General features: G+C 65.2%; 22 protein-coding genes and 1 tRNA gene. 12 read left to right on the forward strand and 11 right to left on the reverse strand.

The annotated features are described in order from the left end of the window. Nucleotides 1–3 precede the first annotated feature (3 nt). The 5 genes from ACP7AX_RS17135 to ACP7AX_RS17155 all read left to right on the forward strand — a co-directional run bounded on the left by ACP7AX_RS17135 (nt 4) and on the right by ACP7AX_RS17155 (nt 4,754). Nucleotides 4–2,307, forward strand: a complete 2,304-nt coding sequence (locus tag ACP7AX_RS17135; RefSeq protein ID WP_426228125.1) for a carbon starvation CstA family protein — start codon at nt 4–6, stop codon at nt 2,305–2,307. Then, nucleotides 2,307–2,510 (forward strand): CstA-like transporter-associated (seleno)protein, encoded by a 204-nt coding sequence (locus ACP7AX_RS17140; protein ID WP_131684984.1) that lies wholly within the window; start codon nt 2,307–2,309, stop codon nt 2,508–2,510. The genes ACP7AX_RS17135 and ACP7AX_RS17140 overlap by 1 nt, the downstream gene beginning before the upstream one ends. Nucleotides 2,511–2,640: 130 nt before the next feature. Then, nucleotides 2,641–3,360: a proteasome activator gene (locus tag ACP7AX_RS17145; protein ID WP_131684985.1), complete on the forward strand. Its 720-nt coding sequence runs from the start codon at nt 2,641–2,643 to the stop codon at nt 3,358–3,360. Nucleotides 3,361–3,368: 8 nt separating this feature from the next. Further along, nucleotides 3,369–3,845: a hypothetical protein gene (locus ACP7AX_RS17150; RefSeq protein ID WP_131684986.1), complete on the forward strand. Its 477-nt coding sequence runs from the start codon at nt 3,369–3,371 to the stop codon at nt 3,843–3,845. A gap of 63 nt (nt 3,846–3,908) precedes the next feature. After that, nucleotides 3,909–4,754, forward strand: coding sequence for an aldo/keto reductase (locus ACP7AX_RS17155; protein ID WP_131684987.1), 846 nt, complete (start codon nt 3,909–3,911; stop codon nt 4,752–4,754). A gap of 12 nt (nt 4,755–4,766) precedes the next feature. Here ACP7AX_RS17155 and ACP7AX_RS17160 read toward each other — a convergent pair whose 3' ends face one another. The 4 genes from ACP7AX_RS17160 to ACP7AX_RS17175 form a co-directional block, all read right to left on the reverse strand. Continuing rightward, on the reverse strand, nt 4,767–4,952 hold the full coding sequence (locus ACP7AX_RS17160) for a hypothetical protein (protein WP_131684988.1): 186 nt from the start codon (nt 4,950–4,952) through the stop codon (nt 4,767–4,769). A 39-nt stretch (nt 4,953–4,991) separates the two neighbouring features. After that, complete coding sequence (locus ACP7AX_RS17165) at nt 4,992–5,972, reverse strand: hypothetical protein (RefSeq protein WP_426228129.1); 981 nt, start codon at nt 5,970–5,972, stop codon at nt 4,992–4,994. A 113-nt stretch (nt 5,973–6,085) separates the two neighbouring features. Beyond that, nucleotides 6,086–6,970, reverse strand: a complete 885-nt coding sequence (locus tag ACP7AX_RS17170) for an SDR family NAD(P)-dependent oxidoreductase (RefSeq protein ID WP_426228131.1) — start codon at nt 6,968–6,970, stop codon at nt 6,086–6,088. Nucleotides 6,971–7,096: 126 nt separating this feature from the next. Next, nucleotides 7,097–7,996, reverse strand: coding sequence for a DNA/RNA non-specific endonuclease (locus ACP7AX_RS17175; RefSeq protein WP_426228133.1), 900 nt, complete (start codon nt 7,994–7,996; stop codon nt 7,097–7,099). 187 nt (nt 7,997–8,183) lie between these two features. Between ACP7AX_RS17175 and ACP7AX_RS17180 the strand changes: the two genes are divergently transcribed. From ACP7AX_RS17180 to ACP7AX_RS17190, 3 genes are all read left to right on the forward strand, one after another. Further along, nucleotides 8,184–9,089, forward strand: a complete 906-nt coding sequence (locus ACP7AX_RS17180) for a CPBP family glutamic-type intramembrane protease (protein WP_131684991.1) — start codon at nt 8,184–8,186, stop codon at nt 9,087–9,089. Nucleotides 9,090–9,158: 69 nt separating this feature from the next. Further along, a complete protein-coding gene (locus tag ACP7AX_RS17185) occupies nt 9,159–9,647 on the forward strand; it encodes an HAD domain-containing protein (protein WP_426228135.1) in 489 nt (162 codons plus the stop codon). Between the two features lie 72 nt (nt 9,648–9,719). After that, complete coding sequence (locus tag ACP7AX_RS17190) at nt 9,720–10,130, forward strand: nuclear transport factor 2 family protein (protein ID WP_426228137.1); 411 nt, start codon at nt 9,720–9,722, stop codon at nt 10,128–10,130. A gap of 205 nt (nt 10,131–10,335) precedes the next feature. Here the strand turns inward: ACP7AX_RS17190 and ACP7AX_RS17195 are convergent, their stop codons facing one another. Continuing rightward, on the reverse strand, nt 10,336–10,674 hold the full coding sequence (locus ACP7AX_RS17195; protein WP_426228139.1) for a class I SAM-dependent methyltransferase: 339 nt from the start codon (nt 10,672–10,674) through the stop codon (nt 10,336–10,338). Between the two features lie 314 nt (nt 10,675–10,988). Between ACP7AX_RS17195 and ACP7AX_RS17200 the strand changes: the two genes are divergently transcribed. After that, a complete protein-coding gene (locus ACP7AX_RS17200; protein WP_426228141.1) occupies nt 10,989–11,687 on the forward strand; it encodes a hypothetical protein in 699 nt (232 codons plus the stop codon). Here ACP7AX_RS17200 and ACP7AX_RS17205 read toward each other — a convergent pair. The 5 genes from ACP7AX_RS17205 to tmk form a co-directional block, all read right to left on the reverse strand. Further along, nucleotides 11,684–12,706, reverse strand: a complete 1,023-nt coding sequence (locus ACP7AX_RS17205) for a DUF808 domain-containing protein (protein WP_426228143.1) — start codon at nt 12,704–12,706, stop codon at nt 11,684–11,686. The genes ACP7AX_RS17200 and ACP7AX_RS17205 overlap by 4 nt on opposite strands. A 194-nt stretch (nt 12,707–12,900) precedes the next feature. Then, nucleotides 12,901–12,973, reverse strand: a tRNA-Thr gene (locus tag ACP7AX_RS17210). Between the two features lie 97 nt (nt 12,974–13,070). Beyond that, entirely contained in the window at nt 13,071–14,639 is a 1,569-nt protein-coding gene (locus ACP7AX_RS17215) for an alpha/beta hydrolase (RefSeq protein WP_426228145.1), read from the reverse strand. A 21-nt stretch (nt 14,640–14,660) separates the two neighbouring features. Then, complete coding sequence (locus ACP7AX_RS17220) at nt 14,661–15,803, reverse strand: DNA polymerase III subunit delta' (protein WP_426228147.1); 1,143 nt, start codon at nt 15,801–15,803, stop codon at nt 14,661–14,663. Further along, nucleotides 15,800–16,456, reverse strand: coding sequence for a dTMP kinase (tmk, locus tag ACP7AX_RS17225; RefSeq protein ID WP_131684999.1), 657 nt, complete (start codon nt 16,454–16,456; stop codon nt 15,800–15,802). The genes ACP7AX_RS17220 and tmk overlap by 4 nt, the downstream gene beginning before the upstream one ends. 65 nt (nt 16,457–16,521) lie before the next feature. On the opposite strand from tmk, the gene ACP7AX_RS17230 reads away from it, so the two are divergent. Further along, nucleotides 16,522–17,712: a trans-sulfuration enzyme family protein gene (locus tag ACP7AX_RS17230; RefSeq protein ID WP_426228150.1), complete on the forward strand. Its 1,191-nt coding sequence runs from the start codon at nt 16,522–16,524 to the stop codon at nt 17,710–17,712. Between the two features lie 9 nt (nt 17,713–17,721). Then, nucleotides 17,722–18,075 (forward strand): DUF2516 family protein, encoded by a 354-nt coding sequence (locus tag ACP7AX_RS17235; protein WP_131685001.1) that lies wholly within the window; start codon nt 17,722–17,724, stop codon nt 18,073–18,075. Here the strand turns inward: ACP7AX_RS17235 and ACP7AX_RS17240 are convergent. After that, complete coding sequence (locus ACP7AX_RS17240; RefSeq protein WP_426228152.1) at nt 18,060–18,950, reverse strand: class I SAM-dependent methyltransferase; 891 nt, start codon at nt 18,948–18,950, stop codon at nt 18,060–18,062. The two genes, ACP7AX_RS17235 and ACP7AX_RS17240, sit on opposite strands and share 16 nt — an antisense overlap. A 79-nt stretch (nt 18,951–19,029) precedes the next feature. Between ACP7AX_RS17240 and ACP7AX_RS17245 the strand changes: the two genes are divergently transcribed. Then, nucleotides 19,030–19,776, forward strand: a complete 747-nt coding sequence (locus tag ACP7AX_RS17245; protein ID WP_131685002.1) for a phosphoglyceromutase — start codon at nt 19,030–19,032, stop codon at nt 19,774–19,776. The last annotated feature ends 108 nt before the right edge of the window (nt 19,777–19,884 follow it).

Genomic DNA, 19,884 nt, shown 5'->3' on the forward strand with positions numbered 1-19,884 from the left:
GACATGGCCAACAGGTCTAGTGAACCGGCAGGTTCAGGGCAACAACGGGGCGGTCCCTTGACCGCTGATCCGGCGCTGCCGCCGACGGCTGTGGATGCCGCCGTCAGCGAATCGGAAGACAGGAAATGGACACCGGCCAAGATCGCCTTGTGGGCAGCCATCGCGCTGCTCGGTGGCGTTGCCTGGTTCATGCTGGCCATCATCAGGGGCGAGACTGTCAACGCCATCTGGTTCGTCTTTGCATCAGTCTGTACATACCTGATCGGCTACCGGTTCTACTCCAAGGTGATCGAACGCTACATCACCAAGCCCGATGACCGCCGCGCCACTCCTGCGGAATACAAGGCCGACGGCAAGGACTACGTCCGCACGGACCGCAACGTCCTGTTCGGCCACCACTTCGCCGCCATTGCCGGGGCCGGCCCCCTCGTAGGTCCCGTCATTGCTGCCCAGATGGGCTACTTGCCCGGCACCATCTGGATCATCATCGGCGTCGTCCTGGCCGGAGCGGTGCAGGACTACCTCGTCCTCTTCTTCTCCATGCGCCGCGGCGGCCGCTCCCTGGGCCAGATGGCCCGCGAGGAACTCGGCGTCATCGGCGGCACCGCCGCCCTGATCGCAACCCTTCTGATCATGGTGATCATCGTCGCCATCCTTGCGCTCGTCGTCGTGAATGCGCTGGGCGAGAGCCCCTGGGGCGTCTTCTCCGTGGGCATGACCATTCCCATCGCCCTCTTTATGGGGATCTACCTGCGCTTCCTCCGGCCGGGCAAGGTCATGGAAGTCTCATTGATCGGCTTCGTGCTGCTGATGGCGGCCATCATCGGCGGCGGCATCGTGGCCGAGACCGAATGGGGCGCAGCGTTCTTCACCCTCGACAAGGTCACCATCGCCTGGGGCCTGATCGTTTACGGCTTCATCGCCGCTATCCTGCCGGTCTGGCTCCTGCTGGCACCCCGGGACTACCTTTCCACGTTCATGAAAATCGGCGTGATCGTCATGCTGGCGCTGGCCATCATCGTGGTCCGCCCCGAAATCACAGTTCCCGCCTTCAGCGAGTTCGCCAGCAGGGAGAACGGGCCGGTGTTCCCTGGGGCGCTGTTCCCCTTCCTCTTTGTCACCATCGCGTGCGGGGCCTTGTCCGGGTTCCACGCCCTGATCTCCTCAGGCACCACCCCGAAGCTGATCGAAAAGGAACGCCAGACCCGGCTCATCGGGTACGGCGGCATGCTGATGGAATCGTTCGTGGCCATCATGGCCCTGGTCGCTGCCATCTCCATTGACCGCGGCCTGTACTTTGCCATGAACGCACCGGTTGCCCTGACCGGCGGCACGGTGGAAACCGCCGCAACCTGGGTGAACAGCCTGGGCCTGGCGGGGGTCAACATCAGCCCCGAGCTCCTCACGGAGACGGCCAGGAACGTTGGCGAAGAGAGCATCGTTTCCCGGACCGGCGGTGCGCCTACCCTGGCCGTGGGCCTTGCCCACATCATGCAGCAGTTTATCGGCGGTACGGCCCTGATGGCGTTCTGGTATCACTTCGCCATCATGTTCGAGGCACTGTTCATCCTCACCGCTGTCGACGCCGGCACGCGTGTAGCCCGCTTCATGCTGCAGGATTCAATCGGCAACTTCATCCCCAAGTTCAAGGAGCACTCCTGGCGGCCGGGTGCCTGGCTCTGCACAGCGGTCATGGTGGGGGCCTGGGGCGCGGTGCTGCTGATGGGTGTCACGGACCCGCTGGGCGGCATCAACACGCTGTTCCCGCTGTTCGGCATTGCCAACCAGTTGCTTGCGGCCATCGCGCTTTCGGTCTGCCTGGCCATTGCGGCCAAGCGGGGCTCATTCAAGTACCTCTGGATTGTGGCTCTTCCGCTGACGTTTGCGGCAGTGGTAACCATCACCGCCAGTTTCCAGAAGATCTTCTCGCCGGTCCCGGCCGTGGGGTACTTCGCCAACAACGCGGCCTTCTCCAAAGCCCTGGCCGACGGCAAAACCGAGTTTGGAACGGCCAAGACCGTCGCTGCCATGGAGGCCGTGGTCCGCAACACTGCAATCCAGGGTTGGTTGTCTGTCATCTTCGTGGTCCTGAGCATCATTGTTATCGCCACGGCGCTCATCGCCACCGCCAAGGCATTCCGTAACCATGGGGCGGGCATAGCAAACGACGACCATGAGGACGCGGCCCGCGCTTCGCGGGTGTTCGCACCTGCAGGGCTCATCCCCACGCCGGCGGAAAAGGAACTGATGGACGAATGGAACAAGCTGCCTGCGGAACTGCGGTACGAAAGGCCGGGCCACCACTGATGAATACCAGCCTGGCCGCAGTAACAACGGGCTTCCGGGGTTTTGCCCGCTACCTTGGCGGTGTCCTCGGAGCGGACGCGTACACCAAGTATGTGGAGCATCACCGCGCGGCCGGGCATGGGCTGCCGCCTTTGACAGAACGTGAGTTCTGGCGGGACCGGACGGACCGCGAGGACTCCAACCCGCAGGGCAGGTGCTGCTGAGCTTCCCTGGGCGCCCCGGCAGGGCTGGAAGGGTGCGCGGGCAGCAGGGTATGGACCGGGTTGCGATTCATGACCTGGCGGGACTTCAGCGGCTGGGCTGCGCGCCGCCAGCTCGTGAGAGTATGAACGCATGAGCGATCCGAACGACACTCAGCTTGACGACGTCCCCGTTGAGGGCAAAACCCTTGACAGCGAGGGACCGGTTACCCCTGCCGCCGGCAGTCCCGCTCCTGGCCGTCCGGCTCCTGGCGGCCCTGCCCTCGGCAGCGGGGCACCGGATGGCCGGCCGGCTGGGGGCGGACCAGCACAAGATGCGGCGCCTGCCGGCAGGCCCAGGGGCAGCAGCGTTCAGGACCTGGTGGACGAGCCGGCGAAAGTCATGCGGATCGGCACCATGATCCGGCAGCTTCTCGAAGAGGTTAAGTCCGCTCCGCTGGACCTGGCCGCTCGCGAGCGCCTGGCTGAAATCCACGAGCGCTCCATCAAGGAGCTGGAGGACGGGCTGGCGCCGGAGCTGGTTGAAGAGCTGGAGCGGATCAGCCTGCCTTTTCCGGAGGACGGCACGCCTTCGGACGCTGAGCTCCGGATCGCCCAGGCCCAGCTGGTTGGTTGGCTGGAGGGGCTCTTTCACGGCATACAGACGGCCATTGCGGCCCAGCATGCCGCTCGGGAGCAGGCTGTGGCCCAGCTGCAGATGAAGCAGCTTCCGCCAGGAACAGTCATAGCCCCCGGGGTAATTATCGGGGAGAACGGCGAGCCGCAGCGGGCCACCGCCGGCCAGCCGCGGACCGGAGCAGGATCACCTGTGCGGCCGGACGAACCGGACCACGGCCCCGGCCAGTACCTCTAGGCTCCCGCGTGGGATTTTTCACTGCCGCCCGTCAAGGGCGCAAGGACGATGCTGAGCTGGGCAAGGGCCTCTGGCGGCGCGCCCACGACCGGTTCCACCGGGGACTTGACCGCTACCACCAGGTCCTTGAAGGGGTCGAGGACGAACAGCTCTACGCCGAACTGGTCGACATAGCCAACGAGCTTTCCGAACTCCTCGAACGTGTCCGCGCGGTTTGCGTCGAAGCCCAGAGACGCTCGCCGAGCGAGGGACTGGATATCCCCGGACCGCTGGCCGGTGTCCACCGGGCGCTGTCCAAGGCCGGCAACTCGCTCGCTACCACTGCAGAGGCCGCCGCCATGCTTCGGCTCGCCGTCGGGCCTGTTCCGGTGGGAGCGGCGTCAGTACGGCGCCGGGCGGAATCCGTGCTGGAGCAGGTGGCTGACGCCGAACGCCGGCTCGCCGGGGACGCCGCCAGCGGCCACCCTGAAAGTATTCCAGGTTAAGCGTCTGGCTTAGCGGCGCCTTTCACCGCCGGCCCGGGCCGTTCCCTTTGGCACGATGGGTGGATGACTTCTACACCGACACTCACTTTCAATGACGGACGCACCATTCCCCAGCTCGGCTACGGCGTGTGGCAGGTAGAGGACGGCATTGCTGAAAAGGTTGTCCGCCAGGCCTTCGAGGCAGGCTTCCGCCACATCGATACGGCAAAAATCTACGGGAATGAAGCTGGCGTTGGCCGGGCCATTGCCAGCTCAGGCCTCAGGCCGGAGGAGCTCTTCATCACCACCAAGCTGTGGAACGCCGATCAGGGCTACGAGTCCACACTGGCCGCATTCGAGGAATCCATGGACAAGCTGGGCCTGGAGACCCTGGACCTCTACCTGATCCACTGGATGCAGCCCAAGCAGGACAAGTTCGTGGACACGTGGAAAGCCCTCATCGAGCTCCAGAAGCGGGGCAGGGTCCGGTCCATCGGAGTCTCAAACTTCACAGTGGAGGGGCTGCAGCGGCTCATTGACGAGACTTCAGTGGTGCCGGCCATCCACCAGATTGAACTTCACCCTTACTTCAGCCAGCGTGAACTGCGCGAGTTCGGGGCCGCGAAGGGAATCCTGACGCAGGCGTGGTCCCCACTGGGACAGGGCGGCGAGCTTCTCGAGGATCCTACGGTCACAGGGATAGCTGCCAAGCACCAGGCCACCCCGGCGCAGGTTGTCATCGCCTGGCATCTGGCCATCGGCAACGTGGTGATCCCCAAATCCGTGACGGAAACGCGCATTCATGAGAACTTCGCGGCTCTGGACTTCGCGCTTGACAGCAAAGACATTGAAGCCCTTGACGGCCTGGACAGGTCAGCCCGGGGCGAGGGCCGGATCGGCTCGGATCCGGCCGTATCCGATTTCGCCTAGGGACGCGTCCGGTCAGGCGGCGACTCGGGCCTGTTCGACGGCGACAGCATCAATGACGGCCCAGGAGTCCTCGCCGGCGCAGCTCCGGCTGGCGAAGCGTTCCGCGTCCTGCAGGGACTCGAAGCTTTCACTCCGGATGCGGCCACAATCGGCGTCGAAGTAGGTGACGTGAAATTCGTGTGCGGTGTGGTTTTCCATAAATCCAGTGTGCAACCGGGGTCTGACAATTACCGTGTATCAGTCCCGCGTGTTGCCCAGCCGGAGGACCCGCTCCTGCGCGAGCATGGCTGAGCGTTGTGACTTTTCCGCCGCCCTGGCCGCCTGTTTGGCTTCAGCTGCGAGGGCGCCCAGTTGCTTCCTGGACCGTTCGAGCTTCTCCTCGGCCTCTTGCAGCCTGGCCCGGAGCTGCCGTGTTTCACGGGTCAGATCAGCCACGGCGGCTTCTGTGTCCTCCAGCTGGCCGCGCCGCTCATCAGCGAGCCGGGAGGATTCCTCCTCAGCTGCCTTGGCCTCGGCCAAGGCAGCTTTGGCTTTCTCCAGGGCCGACGGCGATGCGGGCCGCGGGGTCTGGCGGACTGCCTTGAGCCGCGGCTGGTCCGCCGCCGGGCGGGCGGCGCTTTTCGTCGTCGTACGCTGTTCTTCCTTGGCTGAGACCGCCGCGGGGGAGGCGGCCGCAGCCGCCGGAGCGGCACGCCGGACCGGCACAACTCCGGGCACCGCGACCGCACCGTCAAGATCGACGGTGTCCACCCCATCGGCTGACAGTGACTGGACCAGCAGGCCGCTTTGAACTGCGGCGGCGGCGCCCTCGTCCGCGGTCAACGCACGCAGTGACCGTTCGACGTCGGCCGCGATAGTGGCGCTGATGCTCCGCCCCTGCCGTTCCGCCTCGGACCGGGCGGTGTCCACAGCGGAGGCGAGCAGGGTGCGGCGCTCCTTGCCCAGCTCCCTCAGGGCGGCCGCGTCCAGGGATGACTGTGCGGCCCTCATCTTTTCACCCAGCTCGGCCAGCTCCGCGAGGACTTCCGGCTGGTGAACGGCGAGCATGTTGACGGTCCACGCGGCAACTGAGGGTTTGGGCAGTGACTTGACGGCAGCCGGCAGCTCCTTGCCCGAACCAGCCGCAGCCTTGGCGGCGGCCGCCCGCGCGGCCACGAAATCGTCGAAAGGCAGGGCGTACAGCTCAAAGGCGATGGCGGCCAGCGCCTTGTCATCCATGCACGCCATCATAGGTGAGGCGGGCGGGGCGCCGGGCTAAAGTTAGCGGTCATCGCAATGCCGTGGACCGTCCGGGTCTTCGCCTGTCGGACTCACCGTCCCTGCTGCCTAGCTCATCGGATCCCGGCCAGGTTCGAGCAGGCGTCCCACAGCTGTTTGCGGGCCTGCGGGTCTGAGCCCATTCCGGGCGTGGGGAGTTCCTGATGCTTGGACCAAAGCTTTCCGGTCACCTCTGCTGTCTCCGGAGCGGTGGCCAGCCAGAGGGGTGTGTCCGCCGCCTGCTCGGTTGGTGCACCGAAGGTGTTTGTGACCCAGCGGAAGGGACCTCCGACATCCTGCAGCAGTGATGTGTTCTTGACCAGCCCGGGGTGGACGGCGTTGGCCACCACCCCCGCGCCGCGCAGGCGTTCGGCGAACTCCTGGGTGAGCAAGATGCGGGCAAGCATCGTGGGCGGCGTGGAGCGAAGGTAGCTGTACCTGCCCTTGGCGGTCTGGAGGTCGTCGAAGCGGAGCTTGGTGTTGCCGTATCTGGATGCAATATTGACGATCCGGGAGGTGCGGGCGGGCCAGCCAGGTGTCCCGTCGGTTTGTGCATCGGCGGCGGCTTGTTTGAGCGGGGCCAGCAGGAGGCTGGTCAGCAGGAAGTACGCCATCACATTGGTGGCGAAGGTCAGCTCGAGTCCGTCAGGGGTCTCGTGGCGCTCCTTGCGGAACACCCCGGCAGCATTGACGAGGACATTGAGCCCGTCGTGGCGGGACCGGAACTCAGCTGCCGCGGCCCGGACCGAGGACTGGACTGAAAGGTCGCAGGCCAATGGCTCAAGCAGGGCGGCAGGAACGCGCGAGCGGATCCCTGCCAAGGCCTCCTCTGTGCGGGCTCTCGAGCGCCCAACCACTACCACCAGGGCACCTTCGCGAGCGAGGCCGGTTGCCACTGCCCGCCCCAGCCCTCCCGTAGCGCCGGCTACCAGCGCCACGGTTCCTTCCATGGAAGCCATCGGACTCGCCTCCTGACGCGTGGTGCCTCGCTGGGTGGCAACTCGGCAACATCACAGCACACGCCGGCTTGAATGACCAGATCCATTCGGTCCGGTGTGGGCAGGATTTTTCGACCTGAACGGCAGCTAGTCGCCGTTCAGGTCGAAATCGAGGTCGAGGTCCTCAGGGGAGAGGATCTTCCGCCACGTGGAGGTCACCCGGGCGGTGGGGAGTTCGGCTGCAATGGGCATCCGGTCCACGGCCACGAGCTGGTCCAAGTCCAGGCCAGTGAGAGCCGCGATGTCCCGGACGGGCACTTGGTAGGTCCTGAACGGGCCTAACGGGGGAGCCTCGTCGACGGCGCCCGGCCGGGGAACCTCGGGCAGGTCGGCCAGCTGGGGTGTCTGGTCCACGATGTAGCCGGTCGCTGCCAGCTGGCCTTCCTGCAGGAACGCAGCGACCTTGAAGAACATCAGCGGGATGTCCACACCCCGGTACACGGGATCGTGGTCTCCGAAAATCGGGCCGGTGAAGACGATGAGCCGGCGGCCGTAATCGGCGGCATGTTCGAGGAGATACGATTCCATTCCTAGCCACAGGTCCAGGCCCTGGTTGAACTTCGCAGCCTGCGGTGCGGCGTTCGTGTAGTGGAACGTGTCCTCGTTGGCCTGGGCTGCCTCAGCCCGGGTTTCGCCCCAGACAGCCGAGGCGCGCCGGACCAGGTGTCCCCGGTCAATATCATTGCGTGCATAGACCCGCTCGCCGGTCTGCTGATCATCCGCCAGCCGGGGGTCCAGCCGCCATTGGATGCCGGACCTTTCCACGTCCATCAGCTTCTCCCCGTCGATCCCGAGGGCAGTAACGGCGGCCAGGCGCTTGTCCAGCCGCATAAGCACCGAGAAGTGCGTATAGGGGAGCAGGGCAGTTTCAATACCGGCCAAGGCAGGAACATTCACCCTTACACCGAGGAAGTTGACGTCGAAGCCAGGCCTTCCCGTCAGGTCACGTACAGCGGCAGATCCCGGCACAAGCAACAGTTCATCCATGGGCGGACACTAACAGCGGAGGGTGACATCAGGATGAACTTGCGGTGTCCACATAGAAAATGACGCAGCGCCAAGGTGGGCCCTTGGTCTCTTGTCCAGGGATTGCCTGCGGCGGGATGCTTGGTTTCGGGGGATGAGGGGTGTGTCATCGCGGAGGTGACACGGCGGTGTCAGCGAGGAGGCCCGGATGGCAACCGCTAATGGACGACGGCGGCACGAGGCTCTGGAGCCCCGGCTTCCATTGGGATCCGGGCTGGGGATAAGTTCGTTCCTGCGCCGCCACCCGGTCACTGCCTACTACACCTTGGTGTTCGCTATCTCATGGGGTGGAATTGTCCTGACCATGGGTCCCGGCGGGTTGTTCAGCACCGGTTTGACGATGTCCATCGCCGGGGGCGCCTTTCTGACGGCCGGCCCATGCGTCGCCAACCTCATCCTCACCGTTCTCCTGGACGGAAGGGCTGGCTTGCATCGGCTCTTCTTCGCACTCCGGCGCTGGCGGGTGGGCGTCCGCTGGTACGTCGTGGCGCTCCTGACCGGGCCGGTAGTGATTTGGGGGTCAACGCTGGGCCTCTCCCTCGCCTTCCCGGAGTTCCGCCCAAATGCTGTTCCGGCCGGCGAGGCGTTGACCATCGTGGTGGCCGGGATCGCGCTGGGGCTCATGGTGGGGGTGTTCGAAGAGCTCGGGTGGACCGGGTTTGCCCTGCCCAGGCTGCGGCGCCGTTTCAGCATTCTTGTCACCGGCCTCATGATGGGGCTGTTGTGGGGCGCCTGGCACTTCCCCATGTTCGGCGGAACCACCGATCCCTCGGGCGCCGTGCCGAACGCCGTCGTGATCGCCGCTTTCCTGTTTGCGTGGCTCCCTCCGTACCGAGTGCTCATGGTGTGGGTCTACGACCGGACAAAGAGCCTGCTCGTGGCAATCCTGATGCACGCGCCCATCTCGGCAACCACGTTCGTTCTTGCGTCACTGGGCACAACTGCAACCTCAGGGATTCAGCTCCTGGTGCCGGTTCTTGTGTGGGGTGCGGTGCTCTGGGCGATCGTCGGAGCAGTGGTTTGGGCGAACGGCGGACGCCTCACCCGCACGTAGACCACTCAAACAGGGGACCGGTAAAGGCCGGCCTACCGCCAGTCCGTCGCATCAGGCTAAGGTCACGTCATGAAGCCGATCATTCTGCTTGACATAGACGGCGTCCTCAATCCTGCCGCGGGTCCAGGCGAGGGCGGGGACCGTCCGGCGCTTACCCTCACGGCGGAGAAGATCGCGCTGGTCCGGAGACTCGCGGACTTGGGCAGGATCGCCTGGGTATCGACCTGGCCGGCGGACTTGACGGCCGGACTGGAGTCGCAGCTGCAGCTTGAGGTGGAGCCCCTGCGGGTGGTCATGGTGCTGCGGCCGGATGACGATGACCAGGCGACTCCCAAGTTGCGGTCGGTAGCCCGATGGCTTGTCAGAATGGATGCCCTGGGTGAAGCGGACTGGGACTCGGTGGTCTGGATCGACGACGTGCTGGGAGCGGATGCCCGGGCGTGGGCACACAACCACACGCAACCCGTGTTGTTGGAGAAGCCCACACCGGACCGAGGGCTGGCGGAGGTTCATGTTGTCGCCGTCGAGGTGTTCGTGACAGGCGCCGCCGGAAGCTGACCGTGCGCGTGCTTTCCACCATTGTCACCGAAAGGACTCGAAGTTAATATTTAGTCCTGCCCGAGGAGGTGAATGATGCTCGAAGAGACGGACCTCGTGCTCGCTCTGCGGCGTCATTGGGATTACACAGGCAAGGACGAGGATGCCGCCCACGAGATCTACCATGACGATGCGGTGCTTGAGTTCCCACAATCAGGTGAGCGCTTCGAAGGCGTGGAAAACTTTCGTGAATGGCGCCGGCAGTATCCGGCGAGGCTGAAGTTCCATACGCGGCGAATCACTCACCGTGCCGACTTGGTCGTTGTGGAGAACCTCATCAGTTACGACGGCGGGCCATGGATGTATACCGTCAATCTCCTGGAGTTCAGGGGGGACAAGGTTGCCCACGAGCGGATTTACATCATGGATGGCTGGGATGCGGCGGAGTGGCGCGCACCCTGGCGTGCTGAGGCGTTGGCGGACGCGCCGCCACCGGCTCCCTGAGTTCGGGCTGCAATCTACTCGCCTGCCTTCCGAACGATGATCGTGTAGGTGCAAGGCACCAGGTCACGCTCAGATTCCGGCAACGCAAAGCCGTCTGGCACAGCAACCATGCGCGGCGCAAACTTCCACGGGATGGTTCTGCCCTCCTCGAGGCGAAGAATCTGCAGACCTCCCCCATCAGTGAGTTGATAGCTGAGCCCCGCCGTTACCAAAGTACGGATACCGGTGCCGCAGTCCGTCGGCATGCGAGGGCGCCCGGGGAGAAGTCCACGCCGGTGACCCGGGCCCCCGCTCTGGCGAGAGAAAGGGTATAGGTACCGATATGGCACTGAAGATGACACAAGTCCAGGCCGGAGACCGTGCCGTCCGGGAGGAACGGCACGAGTGCGGCCAGGTCCGTGCGGACCACTCCGGTCAGATGGTCGGGATCGTCCATGTCGCCTATCCCGTACGCCTTTTCGTGCCGGGGAACCCGGTCCTTCCAGTTCTCACGGTTACTCGTGCGAGCAGTTTCCCAGTCAATCGCAATCCGCGTCTCACTCATGAGGCGAGTCTAGGCAAAGCAGAATCGGATTCACGATTATGCAGACCGGTGCCAGACTGGAAGGACCCTCGGCGCCTGCTCCGGGCCTCACTGCCCGCTCAGCGTCGGCATGCATGGGGAGGAAGGATCGTGGAAGCCGTGTCGCTTGATGGCCGGATGCTCGCGCGCCTGGTCGAGAAGACAACCGGAGCAACGCATGTGGCTGTATCAAATTGGACAGTTCGCGGATCAGCAGTGGAGGCGGCGAAGCTGCCGGCGTCTACCGGATCAGCGGCAGCGCGAATGCTGGCCATGCGGGTGTATCTCCATGGTCTGTGATCCTGAAAATACTTCAGCCGGAGGCGGACGCCGGGGAGGCCTCCCGATGGAATTACAGCCTGCGCGAGGTACAGGCCTATGGTTCGGGGTTCCTCGAGCAGCTAAGCGGTGGCCTGGCCGCGCCCCGCTGTCTGCAGATCGAGCCCTCCGCGGACGGTAACACATGGCTTTGGCTGGAGGACGTGGACCGGGAGACCGGGCCTGCCTGGCCTCTGGCGCGCTATGGTCTGGCGGCCTATCATCTTGGAAAATTCAATGGAACCTATGGCGCCGGCGACGCTTTGCCCACATACCCTTGGCTGAGCCAACGCTGGCTTCGTGGATGGATTGATGAAGCTTCGCCGTTCGTCAGCAGCCTTCGCCGGCACGGGACGCATCCCCTGGTGCGTCAGATGTACGACGTGGACCACGTCCTGGAACTTTGGAAGGACAGGGACAGGCGCCTGGGCTATCTGGAGAGACTTCCTCAGACCCTCTGCCACCTGGACGCCTACCGGAGCAACCTCTTTGCGCGTCAGGACGCAAACGGCAGGGAGCAGACCGTCCTGCGGCTGATCCTGGACCCCAGCCACAATCAAAGGATCCTGCAGCAGGAACCCGAAACACCGCTTGAAATGCTCTGCCGGAGGTGGGGCGCAATGAATCGGCATCTCAAAGTGCTGGGTCAGGTTACGCCGACAAATAACGCGGGCTAGGGAACGGAATCGGCGTCAGGTTTCGCTGACTGGTTTTCTGCGGCCGCGGCGGGGACGTGGTCTTCTTCGTGGCCGCTTTTCTTGTTGCCGAACGGAAGCACTTTCAATAGTGGGCCCACCACAGCCATGACGATGAGGCCCCAGATGATTCCCAGGACGGCCGAGCACAAAGTGTTCACGAGCCAAGCCAGGAAGCTGCCCACCACGGGTATCCCGGCGACGGGGGTCTCCAGGGCGTGGACAACGTCATAAGGCGCATGCCAGCCGAGGTCATATGCCCCTTGCAGCATGATGTGGCCACCGACCCACAGCATGGCTACCGTTCCGACGAGGGTAATCGCTGCCAGCACGGCGGGCATCCCCTTGACGAGCAGCTCACCGAATCTCTGGGAGCTGGCGGAGTCTTTGGCGGCCATGTGGATGCCGATGTCGTCCATCTTGACGATCAGAGCCACCGCGCCGTAGACCAGCACCGTGATTGCAAGAGCCACAACGACCAGGATGAGGGCCCGGGCCCAGATGGACTCCGCGGCCACCTCGTTCATGGAGATGACCATGATCTCGCAGGAGAGGATGAAATCGGTGGTGATGGCTCCCTTGATGACCTTCGCCTCGGCATCCGGACCGCGATCGACGGCCGGCGCCTTTTCGTCCGAGTGGTCCTTGCGGAGCTTGTGCCATACCTTTTCGGCACCTTCGTAGCAAAGGTAGGTGCCGCCCAGCATCAGGATGAACGGAATGGCCCACGGGGTAAAGGCGCTGACAAGCAGCAGCGCCGGCAGGATGATCAACAGCTTGTTCCGGAGCGATCCCCAGAAAATCTTCTTGATCATCGGCAGTTCGCGGGAAGGGTCCGCCCCGGAAACGTACTGCGGCGTGACGGCGGCGTCGTCGATCACCACGCCTGCGGCCTTCGCCCCCGCTTTGGCGGCCCCGGCCGCGATGTCGTCCACCGAGGCGGCAGCGATACGGGCCAGTGCTGCAACGTCGTCGAGCAGGGCGACCAGACCGCCGCTCACAGATCGCTCCCGCACTGGTGGAAGGTGGAAGGCAGGGCAGGGAGGCCTTGGTGGAGGCGCGAGATCGGCATGTTCAGATTATACGAGCCGGCGGCTGGCAGGGACGACGTCCAGTGTCGCGGCCGCGGAGCCGCATCAGCGCTTAACCAGCGAAAAACCCCCTAAAAACCGTGGTTTCTAGGGGGTTTGTCCCGAGCTTCCTATCAGAATCGAACTGATGACCTTTTCATTACGAGTGAAACGCTCTACCGACTGAGCTAAGGAAGCACCGCGTGAATCTTCCGGCGTAACCGGGCGGTTCATGCAAGAGTCAACTGTAATAGAGTCCCGCCGCCCGGGTCAAAATGGGCCGGCGGGAGAGTCCTCAGCAGACCGTGTTGTCCGCGGGAACCTTGCCGGTTACAAGGTAGCTGTCCACGGCATCCTCCAGGCAGCTGTTGGCCCGGCCGTAAGCGGTGTGGCCCTCGCCCTGCCATGTAAGCAGGGACGCGTTCCCCAGCTGCTTGCGCAGTGATGACGCCCATTCCACCGGAGTGGCCGGATCGCCGGTGGTGCCGATGACCACGATCGGGGATTCGCCGCTGTACTCCACGGGCGCCGGCTCCCGGACGCTGTCGTAGGGCCAGTCCACGCAGTTGGTGCCGCCGTAGGCGAAGAAGTAGCCCAGCGTGGGGGAGGCCTGCCGCAGCCTCTCCTCATCGGCGCGCATGCTGGCGGCGTCGGAAACCATCGGGTAGTCCAGGCAGTTGATGGCGTTGAAGGCGAACGTCGAATTGGATGTGTACTGCCCGTTGGGGCCCCTGTCCGCGCCAAGGTCGGCGAGTCTGAGCATCAGGCTGACATCTCCCTTCATGGCGGCCTCAAGTGACTGGGTCAGCGCAGGCCAGCTCTCGTCGTTGTACAGCGGAGTGATGAGGCCGCTGACAAAGGTATTGGCGTTTACCAGGCGGCCGTCCTTGGCCGTGCGTGGCGTCTCCTGGACGGAGCTGATGAGGTCCCGGATCTGCCCGACGCCGGCATCGACGCTCCCGCTGAGCGGACAGGACCTTTCCGCCAGGCAGTTCGCGACGTAGCTTCTGATGGCCTTTTCGAAGGCCACAGCCTGGCCGCTGGTCAGCTCTTCGTTGCTGATGGACGGGTCCAGGGCGCCGTCGAGCACCATGCGTCCCACGTTTTCGGGGAAGAGCGAGGCGTAGGTGGAACCAAGGAAGGTGCCGTAGGAGTACCCCAGGTAATTCAGTTTGGAGTCGTTGACGACGGCGCGCAGGATATCCAGGTCCTTGGCGGAACTGACGGTGTCGATGTGTCCCAGGAGCGGGCCGGTCTGTTCCGCGCATTGCGCGGCGATGACCTTATTGTCGGCCAGCGCAGCCGCAAGCCCGGCGTCTGTATCCAGGGCGTAGATCTTGGCACGTGAAGCGTCACGTTCGGCATCGGTCATGCACTTCACGGGGGATGAGCGCTTAACCCCTCGCGGATCGAAGCCCACCACGTCATACGTGGAACGGACCGGCTGCGAAAAGTGTGTTGCGGCTGCGTCCTTGACGAAGTCGTAGCCGGACCCGCCGGGCCCGCCAGGGTTGACCAGAAGTGTCCCGGTTTTGGTGCCGGTGCTGGGTGCCTTCAGCGCGGCTATCTGGATCTTCTCGCCGTCGGGCTCCGCGTAATTGAGCGGAACGGACACCTTGGCGCACTGGAAGCTGCCGCTCTCGCACGGTTCCCAGACGACCTCCTGGGAGTAGAAGGAATCGAGCCCGGCCGGGGCAGACGCCACGATGGAGGGGTCTGCCTTCGCCGTCGCAGGGGACTTCTCTTCGGTGCCGCCGTTGAGGACGCTGCACGAAGCCAGCGTCAAGGCCAGGACGAGGGCTCCGGCGGCCCGCAATCCAGTCACCAGGGATCTGGTGCGCGCGGGCAGGGGGCGAGCAGTCATCGAGAGGTCTCCTTGTGAGGGCTAGATCAGGCTGGCTGCCATGGACTCAATGGTCAACAGCGGAGCAACGTTGGTGGTGGTGATGCGTTGGCGTGCTTTATTGATGGCGTCCATGCGGGCCAAAGTGGTCTCGGGGGTGGACCGGCCTGCAAATTCCTCCAACTCACCCCTAAGCTCAACGTTCACCAGCTCCACAGCATTCCCGAGCTGAATAATCAGGATATCCCGGTAGAAGGACAACAGGTCCGTCAGGGTCCGGTCCAGGGAGTCGGTGATGGACCTTTTCGCGCGGCGCTTCTGATCGTCTTCGAGCTGCCGCACCTGGCTGCGCATGGCAGGCGGGAGCGTCCCTGACTCCGGGGCACCCAGTGTGGCCAGCAGCGCGGCTTTCTCGGCGGCGTCGCGCTCTTCATTGGAACTGTTGGCCTCGGCAGTGGCGATCTTCACCAGCTTGTCCGCCATCATCACCGCCGCGGTCACGCCGCGCAGCGCCAGCGGGAACCTGACGGTTTCCAACCGGCGTTCCCTGGCCTCGGGGTCCCGCGCCAGCCGGCGGGCGATCCCCACATGGCTTTGCGCTGCCCGGGCTGCACGTTCGGCAAGGGCAGGGTCCACGCCGTCGCGCTTGACGAGCAGCGCTGCGACGTCGGCAGCCGGCGGCAGGCGGAGCGCCACGGCGCGGCACCGGGAACGGATAGTCACCAGGACGTCGGCCGGCGAGGGCGCGCACAGCATCCAGATGGTCCGTGGCGTCGGTTCCTCGATGGCTTTGAGCAGCACGTTCGTGGTGCGCTCGGCCATCCTGTCGGCGTCCTCAACCACAATGATGCGCCACCGCCCGGACGCGGGCCGGTTGCCCGCCGTCGACACAAGATCGCGGGCCTCATCAATGGTGATGGTGACCTTCTCGGTCCGGACGAACGTGACGTCCGAATGGGTCTCGCCGAGGATGGTGAGGCAGGCAGGGCACTCGCCACAGCCGCGCCTTTCGACGCTTTCCTGGTCGCAGTTCAACGCCGCCGCAAACGCCTTCGCGGCGTTTGAACGCCCTGACCCGGGCGGGCCGGTGAACAGCCAGGCGTGGGTGAGGCCCTCGCCGAGGGTCGCCTGCCGGAGTTGCGCGACGACGGCGGGCTGGCCCTGGAGGTCGTCCCAGACACTCATGCGGCACCCCGGCCGGCGGACCTCAGGAGTGCATCGACGCGGGCCAGGATCCGTTCGGCGATCTCCTGGACGGGCAGGTGGGCGGGCAGGACCACGTAGGCGTCCGGCCGGCCGGCGGCAAGGTCCAGGAAAGCTGCCCGGATGGTGGTGTGGAACTCGTCAGCCTCTGATTCCAGCCGGTCCTCAGCGGCATCACCGGCGGTGCGGCGTCGGCGGCCATCGGCGGGATCCACGTCCAGGAGGACGGTGAGATCGGGTTGCAGGCCGGACGTGGCCCATTCATTCAGGGAGCGGACGGCGTCGGCGCCCAGGTCCCGGCCGGCACCCTGGTACGCCACGGAAGAGTCAATATAGCGGTCCGTCAGGACAATTTCGCCCCGTTCCAGCGCCGGCCGGATCACCTGGCTGGCGTGGGCCGCACGCGAAGCCGCGAAGATCAGCGCCTCAGTGTGGGCGTCGATGTGGCCGTGGCCATGGTCCAGGACCAGGGAGCGCAGCTTTTCACCAATGGGCGTGCCGCCGGGTTCGCGCGTCCGCAGGACCGTCAGGCCGCGCGCCTCAAGGGCACCGGCAAGGCGGGCCGCCTGCGTGGACTTGCCGGCACCGTCGCCGCCCTCAAAAGCGATAAAGAGTCCAGGGCTTTGCGTGTTCACTGCTCAAGCCTACCGACTTCCAGGCCGGCGTCGGGCCCCGCCTCTGGTCCAAGTACGCTTTCCCCATGAGCCTTTCGGAACAGCACGCAGCGTCCCTGTCGGCCGAAACCCTGGTGGTTGCAGCCGGCCGGCCGCCGCGCCGGCGGGACGAGCCCGTCAACCCGCCCATCGTGCTGTCCTCCACATACTTCGGAACGGGAGAGCTCGCCGACGGCGACCGGGGCTACGGCCGCTACGCCAACCCCACCTGGGACCCGTTCGAGGAGGCCCTGGGCCGGCTCGAGGGGTCGGAGCTCCCCGGTCTGTTGTACGCGTCAGGACTGGCCGCCGTCAGTTCCGCCCTGTCCCTGCTGCCCGCGGGCGGCGTGCTGGTCATGCCCTCGCACAGCTATGCAGGTTCGCTGGTGATGGCTACCGAGCTGGCACAGAAAGGCTTTCTCGAACTCCGGATCGTGGACATCTCGGATACCGGGGCCGTGAAGGACCAGCTGGCACCGCGGGGGCAGAACGCCAAGGCGGCCAGGATGCTCTGGCTCGAAAGCCCCACCAACCCGATGCTCGGCATCGCGGACATCCGCGAACTCACGGCGGCGGCCCACGCCGTCGGGGCCATTGTTGTCACGGACAACACCTTCTCCACCCCGCTGGTGCAACAGCCACTGGCGCTGGGTTCCGACGTCGTCCTGCACTCCGTGACAAAATACCTTGCCGGCCATTCCGACGTCGTTCTGGGCGCCCTGGTCACTTCAAACCCGGACATCCGGGCAGCGTTGCTGCACAACCGCATCATCCACGGCGGCATCGCGGGCCCCTTCGAAGCCTGGTTGGCTCTTCGGGGGCTCCGCACCTTGGCTCTGCGCGTGGAACGCTCGCAGGCGTCAGCCGCGGTTCTGGCCGAACGCCTGAGCCGGCATCCCCTGATCGAGTCCATCCGTTTTCCGGGCCTTGCCACAGATCCCGGGCACGAGCGCGCCAAATCGCAGATGACCGGTTTCGGCTCAATCGTGTGCGCGGAGATCGCCCCGGTGGCAGGCCTGAGCGGTGCGGATGCTGCGGACAAAGTGGTGCGGGAACTTCGGCTCTGGATGCCGGCCACCTCGTTGGGCGGCGTGGAATCGCTGATCGAACGCCGCCGCCGCCACACCGCCGAGCCACTGAGTGTGCCGGAGAACCTGGTGCGCCTGAGCGTCGGAATAGAAAATGTCGAAGACCTCTGGGCCGATTTGAAACAGGCGCTGGACTCGCTGGGCCGCTAGGCTTGGATGGTGGACGGTGAACTGATTATTCGGCCTGTTGAGACGGCCCTGTTTTTTATCCTTGCCCTGGTGGCTTTGGGCCTTGAAGCGTGGGCATTTCTGGACTGCGCCCGCCACAAGGCTGCCTCGTTCGAAGCCACCGGAAAACGGACCAAGATGTTCTGGCTCGCCCTGACCGGTGGTGCCACCCTGATCGGCGTCATCTCACTCTTCGGCAGCGGCGGCGGAATCTTCGGCACCCTCGGACTGTTTGGCCTCGCCGCCGTGGTGGCAGCCTCCGTCTACCTTGCCGACGTCCGGCCGGCCGTCAAGGACGCCGGCCGCGGAGGCAACCGCAGCACAGGGCCCTACGGCCCCTGGTGAGGTAGCGGAGCCACGGCTTCCCAGCCAACAGTCAGTTCGCCCAGACGCCACCGGGACGGTCCGTCCTGAACCGGCCATCCGGCGTCGAGCAGTGCCTTGCACATCGCATGCCAGCGCTGCCTGTTGCCGAACGCAGCCAGCGCAGCCGACTCCAGCCAGGCCCGGTCCATGGCCTGCATCAGCCGGTGGACGGGTTCGCCCGGCACGTTGCGGTGGATGAGTGCTTTCGGCAACCGCTCCGCAACCTCGGACGGAAGGTCAAAGCTGCCGAACCGCACGGAAATGCTCAGCGACAACGGCCGTTCCGCATCGAGGGCAATCCAGGTCACGCGGCGGCCTATTTCGTCGCACGTTCCGTCAATGAAGAGCCCGCCCGGAGCCAGCCGGCCCTGGACCAGCCGCCAGATCCCGGCCACATCAGCTTCTTCGTACTGCCGCAGAACATTGAAGGCCCGGACCAGCACGGGCTTGCCCGCCACGGGAATCTCGAAACCGCCCACATGGAATGTCAGCCCGGGCCGTTCCAGGTGCTTGGCCGCCCGGACCCGCTCGGGTTCGATCTCGATCCCGCAGACGCGGACATCGTGCCGGGCGGCCCTCAGCCGGTCAAAGAGTTCGACGGCGGTGGCTGGCGTCGCGCCGTAGCCCAGGTCCACCACCAGTGGGTCTTCGGCCGCCCGCAGGCGCCATCCCTGGGGGCCGGTGAGCCATCGGTCCACCCGCCGCATCCGGTTGGGGTTGGTGGTGCCGCGGGTGACATTCCCGACCGGCCGGCCGGGCCTGCCCGTCCTGCCCGGTTGGGCCGGGAGGCCCGCATTGCCCGGGAGTCTGCGGGATATCTGGGGGGCCGCCACCCGTTCAGCTTTTTGCACCACCGCCCAACCTTATCCTTGTGACGCCACCGGCCGTGTAACGCTGGGCGGGGCGCAGCACTGCTCAGCTAGGATGAAAATCATGACTTATAAGCTGATTCTGCTGCGCCACGGCCACAGCGAATGGAACGCCAAGAACCTGTTCACCGGCTGGGTGGACGTCGACCTGAACGATCAGGGCCGCGAGGAAGCAGCACGCGGTGGTGAGCTTCTGGTGGAGCACAACGTGCTGCCGGACATCCTTTACACGTCCCTCCTGAAGCGGGCCATCAACACAGCGAACATCACCCTGGACAAGGCCGACCGAGGCTGGATCCCGGTCAAGCGCGACTGGCGCCTGAATGAACGCCACTACGGCGCACTGCAGGGCAAGGACAAGGCCCAGACCCTTGCCGAGTACGGCGAAGAGCAGTTCATGGAATGGCGCCGGTCCTATGACACCCCGCCGCCGCCCCTGGACGACAACTCCGAGTTCTCCCAGGCGCACGATCCCCGCTATGCGGACCTTGGCGACAAACTGCCCCGCACCGAATGCCTCAAGGACGTCCTGGTCCGCCTGCTGCCCTACTGGGAATCGGACATCAAGGAAGATCTGAAGGCCGGGAAGACCGTCCTGGTCACCGCCCACGGAAACTCGCTCCGCGCGCTGGTCAAGCACCTGGACGGCATCAGCGACGACGCCATTGCCGGCCTGAACATCCCCACCGGCATCCCCCTGGTCTACGACCTCGACGAAGACTTCCAGCCGGTCAAGCCCGGCGGAACCTACCTGGACCCTGAGGCAGCCGCGGAAGCCATTCTGGCCGTGGCCAACCAGGGCAAAAAGTAAGCAGAACAAACGACGGCGGGGCGGGGACCACCCGGGGCCCGCCCCCCCGCGCCGGGTTTTTGGGTGGGGAGATTGCCCGGGGCGGCCCGTAGCCCGGGGAGAGGGTGG

It is taken from the genome of Pseudarthrobacter sp. DSP2-3-2b1 (genome assembly GCF_049895945.1).
GTDB lineage: Bacteria > Actinomycetota > Actinomycetes > Actinomycetales > Micrococcaceae > Arthrobacter.

Bases quoted from the DNA above. Each gene is read 5' to 3' on its own strand.
- ACP7AX_RS17135 (WP_426228125.1), top strand. From the start codon at position 4: ATGGCCAACAGGTCTAGTGAACCGGCAGGTTCAGGGCAACAACGGGGC.
- ACP7AX_RS17140 (WP_131684984.1), top strand. From the start codon at position 2,307: ATGAATACCAGCCTGGCCGCAGTAACAACGGGCTTCCGGGGTTTTGCC.
- ACP7AX_RS17145 (WP_131684985.1), top strand. From the start codon at position 2,641: ATGAGCGATCCGAACGACACTCAGCTTGACGACGTCCCCGTTGAGGGC.
- ACP7AX_RS17155 (WP_131684987.1), top strand. From the start codon at position 3,909: ATGACTTCTACACCGACACTCACTTTCAATGACGGACGCACCATTCCC.
- ACP7AX_RS17160 (WP_131684988.1), bottom strand. From the start codon at position 4,952: ATGGAAAACCACACCGCACACGAATTTCACGTCACCTACTTCGACGCC.
- ACP7AX_RS17165 (WP_426228129.1), bottom strand. From the start codon at position 5,972: ATGGATGACAAGGCGCTGGCCGCCATCGCCTTTGAGCTGTACGCCCTG.
- ACP7AX_RS17170 (WP_426228131.1), bottom strand. From the start codon at position 6,970: ATGGCTTCCATGGAAGGAACCGTGGCGCTGGTAGCCGGCGCTACGGGA.
- ACP7AX_RS17175 (WP_426228133.1), bottom strand. From the start codon at position 7,996: ATGGATGAACTGTTGCTTGTGCCGGGATCTGCCGCTGTACGTGACCTG.
- ACP7AX_RS17180 (WP_131684991.1), top strand. From the start codon at position 8,184: ATGGCAACCGCTAATGGACGACGGCGGCACGAGGCTCTGGAGCCCCGG.
- ACP7AX_RS17185 (WP_426228135.1), top strand. From the start codon at position 9,159: ATGAAGCCGATCATTCTGCTTGACATAGACGGCGTCCTCAATCCTGCC.
- ACP7AX_RS17190 (WP_426228137.1), top strand. From the start codon at position 9,720: ATGATGCTCGAAGAGACGGACCTCGTGCTCGCTCTGCGGCGTCATTGG.
- ACP7AX_RS17195 (WP_426228139.1), bottom strand. From the start codon at position 10,674: ATGAGTGAGACGCGGATTGCGATTGACTGGGAAACTGCTCGCACGAGT.
- ACP7AX_RS17215 (WP_426228145.1), bottom strand. From the start codon at position 14,639: ATGACTGCTCGCCCCCTGCCCGCGCGCACCAGATCCCTGGTGACTGGA.
- ACP7AX_RS17220 (WP_426228147.1), bottom strand. From the start codon at position 15,803: ATGAGTGTCTGGGACGACCTCCAGGGCCAGCCCGCCGTCGTCGCGCAA.
- ACP7AX_RS17230 (WP_426228150.1), top strand. From the start codon at position 16,522: ATGAGCCTTTCGGAACAGCACGCAGCGTCCCTGTCGGCCGAAACCCTG.
- ACP7AX_RS17245 (WP_131685002.1), top strand. From the start codon at position 19,030: ATGACTTATAAGCTGATTCTGCTGCGCCACGGCCACAGCGAATGGAAC.